The sequence below is a fragment of the Microbispora corallina genome, from assembly GCF_016863035.1.
In the GTDB taxonomy this organism is placed as follows: domain Bacteria; phylum Actinomycetota; class Actinomycetes; order Streptosporangiales; family Streptosporangiaceae; genus Microbispora; species Microbispora corallina.
This window is the reverse complement of the sequence record NZ_BOOC01000080.1, coordinates 1-4,356: the sequence shown is the minus strand read 5'-3', so window position 1 is coordinate 4,356 and position 4,356 is coordinate 1. Positions and strand designations below refer to the sequence as shown.

2 protein-coding genes are annotated in these 4,356 nt (G+C 70.3%); both read right to left on the bottom strand.

From position 1 onward, the window contains the following. Positions 1-1,727 (bottom strand): glycoside hydrolase family 27 protein (locus Mco01_RS39645; RefSeq protein WP_239104240.1); only part of this gene is annotated, 1,727 nt, incomplete at its 3' end. Between the two features lie 186 nt (positions 1,728-1,913). Beyond that, the gene (locus Mco01_RS38565; RefSeq protein ID WP_239104241.1) at positions 1,914-3,374 is read right to left on the bottom strand and encodes a non-reducing end alpha-L-arabinofuranosidase family hydrolase; all 1,461 of its coding nucleotides are present in this window, start codon (positions 3,372-3,374) and stop codon (positions 1,914-1,916) included. Between the last annotated feature and the right edge of the window lie 982 nt (positions 3,375-4,356).

Sequence of the window (4,356 nt, the reverse complement as noted above, 5' to 3'; positions counted from 1 at the left end):
CTGTTCGGCACATCGAGGCACTTGTTGGCGCCGACAGCGGTCAGGCTGCCGTCGGAGTTGAGGCGCCACTGCTGGTTGTTCTGGCCGTTGCAGTCCCAGATGATGACGCCGGTTCCGTCGGCCGTGCCCCGGTTGTTGACGTCCAGGCACTTGGACCCGTACACCCGCAGCTCACCGGCGCTCGTGACCGTCCACCGCTGGTTCGCCTGATTGTTGCAGTCCCAGATCTCCGCCAGCGCCCCGTTCGCCTGCGAGGCGCCCGTGACGTCCAGGCACCGGCCCGACCCCACACCCCGGAACGCGCTCGTGCTCCCCGTCGGCGTCACCGTCGGCGTCGGCGTCACCGTGGGCGAAAGCGTGGGCGTGGGAGACGGGGTGGCTCCGGTGGCGGTGACGGTGAGCAGGACGGCCTCTCCGGCGGGGACGGTGGTGGTGTAGGAGCCGCTGAAGGTCCCGGCGTCGCTCCCCGTCCACAGGTTGCGCACGGTGGCCGCGCCCGACAGGCCGAGGTCGGACCAGCGGGCGGTGACGGCGGCGGCCGAGGTGGTCCGGTTGAGCAGGAGCACGGCCCGGCGGCCGGTGCCCGACAGCACCTTGCTGTACACCTGGCGCCCGCTCTGGTCCTCGGCCACCTTCACGCCCTGCCGCCCGAGCGGGTCCTGGTCGACCGCCAGCACCTCCCGGTTGGTGAGGATCGCCCGGGTGTCGGAGCTCATGGTGGCGAGGTTGTTGCCGGCCAGCAGCGGCGCCCCCGAAACGGCCCACAGTCCGAGGTGGGTGCGGTTCTGCGCCGCGGAGAAGCCGGGCATGCCCACGATCAGCATGTCGGGGTCATTGTAGTGGCCGGGGCTCTGCGCGGAGGGGTGCTGGGCGGAGTCGAAGTTGGCCAGCACCCGGTCCATCGCCGGGCTCTGACCCCAGTAGATGATGTCCCCGCTGGTACGCCACATCGTCGACATGGAGGGCGCCCAGTCCCAGGGGTTCTGCACCCCCCAGTCGCACACCGACAGCACCATGGGCCGCCCGGTCTGGGCGGTGGCCCGGCCGATCGCGTCGCTGATCGCCTGGTAGGCTGTCCGCGGGTTGAGCCCCTCGGCGTTGCCGCCGCACCAGTCGACCTTCACGAAGTCGAAGCCCCACTGGGAGAACTGCAGGAAGTCCTGGTCGTAGTGCCCCTCGCTGCCGCTGTTCGGGGCCGCGGGGCGCCCGGTCGGGTAGTAGTACCCGCATCCGTTGCGCCCGGCGTCGGTGTAGATGCCCGCCTTGAGGCCCTTGCTGTGGATGTAGTCGGCGATCGCCTTCATCCCGCCGGGCCACTCGGCGGTGTCCACGGTGATGTTGCCCGAGGCGTCTCGGGTGCCCTGCCACCAGCCCTCGTCGATGTTGACGTACTGGTACCCGGCGTCCTTCATCCCCGAGGAGACCATGGCGTCGACCTGCGTCTTGATCACGTTGTAGTTGATCTGGGCCGCGAACGTGTTCCACGACGCCCAGCCCATGGGCGGGGTCGTGACCGGCGAGGCCGCCATGGCCGGCACCTCGGCCGGGGCCGTCGTGGCGTCCGCGTCCGTGGCCGCCACACCCGCCGGCAGCAGCGCCGCGACGGTCAGGTGCGCGGCGACGGCGAGCCGCCGCACGCGCCGGCCCATCGAGGGCCGGGCGAGGGAGGGACGGTCACCCGTGAGGTGAGCGGGCGGCCTTCGCCGTAGGAACCTGGTCAGTCGCATCCGTTTCTCCTGCGCATCAGGGATCCGCGCGTACGGCGGTGGGTTCAGGGGGATGGGCCGTCGCGGCCTCGGGGCGACGGGGGCCGCGCGGGCTCCCGGCCCGGGCCTCCGGCGCGGCGGTCGTGCCGCGCCGGAGGCCGTCCTCGCCAGGAAGGAGAGCGAGGTCAGGGTGTGGCGGCGACTGCGTCAGCAGGTGGAGTTGGTCTGCGTGAGCAGGCCCAGCCGCCACGGCAGGGCGTTGTAGTCCCCGCCCGAGTTGGGGTCGCGGCCCTGGTACAGGTACTGCATCCTGCACGGGCTGATCGTCAGCGTCTGGTCGACCTGGGTGCGGACCATCTCCCCGTGGCTGATGTCGGTGGTCCACGCGCCGGCGGGGAAGGTCACGTTCGCCGCCCCGGCGAACGGGTTGGACTCACTGGCCGCCAGCGGCGTCCACGATCCGGCGATGCTGGAGGAGGTCCAGGACCGGAAGTACCGCCCGCGGCTGCCGATCGCCTCGACGATCAGCAGGTACTGGTTCTGCCCGGCGACCTTGTACACGTTCGACGCCTCGAACACGTTGTTGCGGTTGGCGTCCTGCAACGCGATCACCGGCTGCGACATGCCGTTGGGGAAGTCGGCCAGCGAGGTCTGCGACCGGTACAGGTGCCCGTTGTCGTCGGAGGAGAACAGGTGGCAGTTGGCGCTGTCGCAGATCACCCACATGTCGACCCAGTAGCCGTTGCCGATGTTCTGCTGGATGATCGACGGCATCCCGGAGTAGAAGTTCTTCGGCGCGCTCCACCCGTTGGGGTTGGAGATGTCGGGGTTGGTGGAGTACGAGGCGTTACCGGTCTGGTAGATCAGGTACCACAGCTTCTGCGGCGCGAAGTAGAACACCTCCGGCGCCGCCCGGTATCCGCCGCCGATCGGGCTGCGGTCCAGGTAGTACTGCGTCGCCGAGCCTGCCTGCGACCAGTCGGTGAAGTTCAGGTACTCCAGGCCGTAGCCGGCGGACTGGGCGGTGCTGGCGAACACGTGGTACCTGCCGTTGTAGTACACCACCGACGGGTCCTTGATCCCCGCGATGGTGTGCGTCGAGTCCGGCTTCGGCGCGATCAACGCACCACTGGAACTCCACCGGAAACTCGACGGCAACGTCCCCCCCGACGGCGTCACCGACGGCGTCGGAGTGGGGGTGGGAGTGGGGGTGCCCGAGGTGGTGGTCCACCGCTGGTTGCTCTGGCCGTTGCAGGTCCACAAGATGACCGCGGTGCCGTTGGCCGTCCCCGCCCCGTTCACATCCAGGCACAACCCCGACTGCACACCCGCGACCGACCCGTCCCCGTTCTGCCGCCACTTCTGATTGCTCTGCCCGTTACACGTCCAGATGACCACCTTCGTACCCGGCGAAGTCCCCTGCCCATAGGCGTCCACACACCGCGTCCCACCGAAGGTCCGCAACTCCCCCGCCGAAGTGAACTCGAACCCCTGATTCGCCTGCCCGTTGCAGTCCCAGATCTGCAACGCCGCACCCGCCGCATCGGAGTTGCCCGCCACATCCAGACACCGCCCCGACGCCGCACTCACCAACGGCGCCACCGCCGCCGACGCGGGCGACGGCCACGACAACGCCAGCACCGCCGTCAGGGCCGCGACGACGGACATCACGGCCACGGCCGGCGAACGCCTTCGGCCGGCCGGTGAACGGAAGAGGGACACGTGCATGGGACAACTCCTGGGGGTGAAAGCGCGGCGGGCAACCGCCGGGGGGATGCGCGTTCGGGACGGGAGTTCGTAGCCGGTAGGCGGGTGCCTGGACCGGCCGCCCGGTGGCGGCGCGGCGGCTCCCCGCGAGAGACGGGTTATCCGGGTGGGTGGGGTGGAGTCGTCGAGGAGGCCCGCGGTCCGGAGGTCCGGCCGCTCTCGAGCCCGGTCGGGCGGGCGAGCCGCCGCCCGTTCGCCGCGTGCTCGTGCCGGGCCGGGCCTCGCGCGGCTCGGCGTCTCTCCCGGGCCGTCGCGACGTTAGCGTTCACATGAACGGCGCGAGACATCGTCGCACACGATCCCGAGAACGTGCCGGGCGCGTCCGGCCACGTCCGCGGCCGATCCGGGGTGCGCTTCGACGCCGCCGCGCGCCGATCGCGGCGGGTGGCACGGCCGGCTGACGACTTCGGATTCACGGAGAACCTCCCTCCCGGAGACCGAGAGAATTGTTAGCGCTCACATTCTGCGGTCGAGCCGAACCTCCCGTCCGCGGCGGACATTCGTCGGTGGTGATGGCGTAGCCAATACGACGTGCGGGCCACCGTCAAGAGGCGTGTCCGGCCCTCCGGCGGCCTCCCGGGCTCTCCCGCCACGCCCAGGCGCTGGTAGAGGGGCAGTGGACCGCACCATCGCCGAGGACGACGGTGATGAAAAATTCACGGACCCGTCGACCGCGCACCGGGAGCTTTCGGCGTGACGTCCGTGGCCGGCGGAGGTGTCCGGCCCCCTCACCCACCGTCGGTCGAAACTTTCTCGACACTCTCTTGACACATTTCGTGATGAGTTTCCACACTGTCTCCCCAAGCGGTCATGTCCCCGCCGACGTCGGTGGTGCACGGCGGGGCCCGCCGGCTCGGCGTGCCGTTCGTCGCGGTGCGGCTCC

Excerpts from the sequence above, each read along its gene's own strand:
- Mco01_RS38565 (WP_239104241.1), bottom strand. The coding sequence starts at position 3,374 with ATGTCCGTCGTCGCGGCCCTGACGGCGGTGCTGGCGTTGTCGTGGCCG.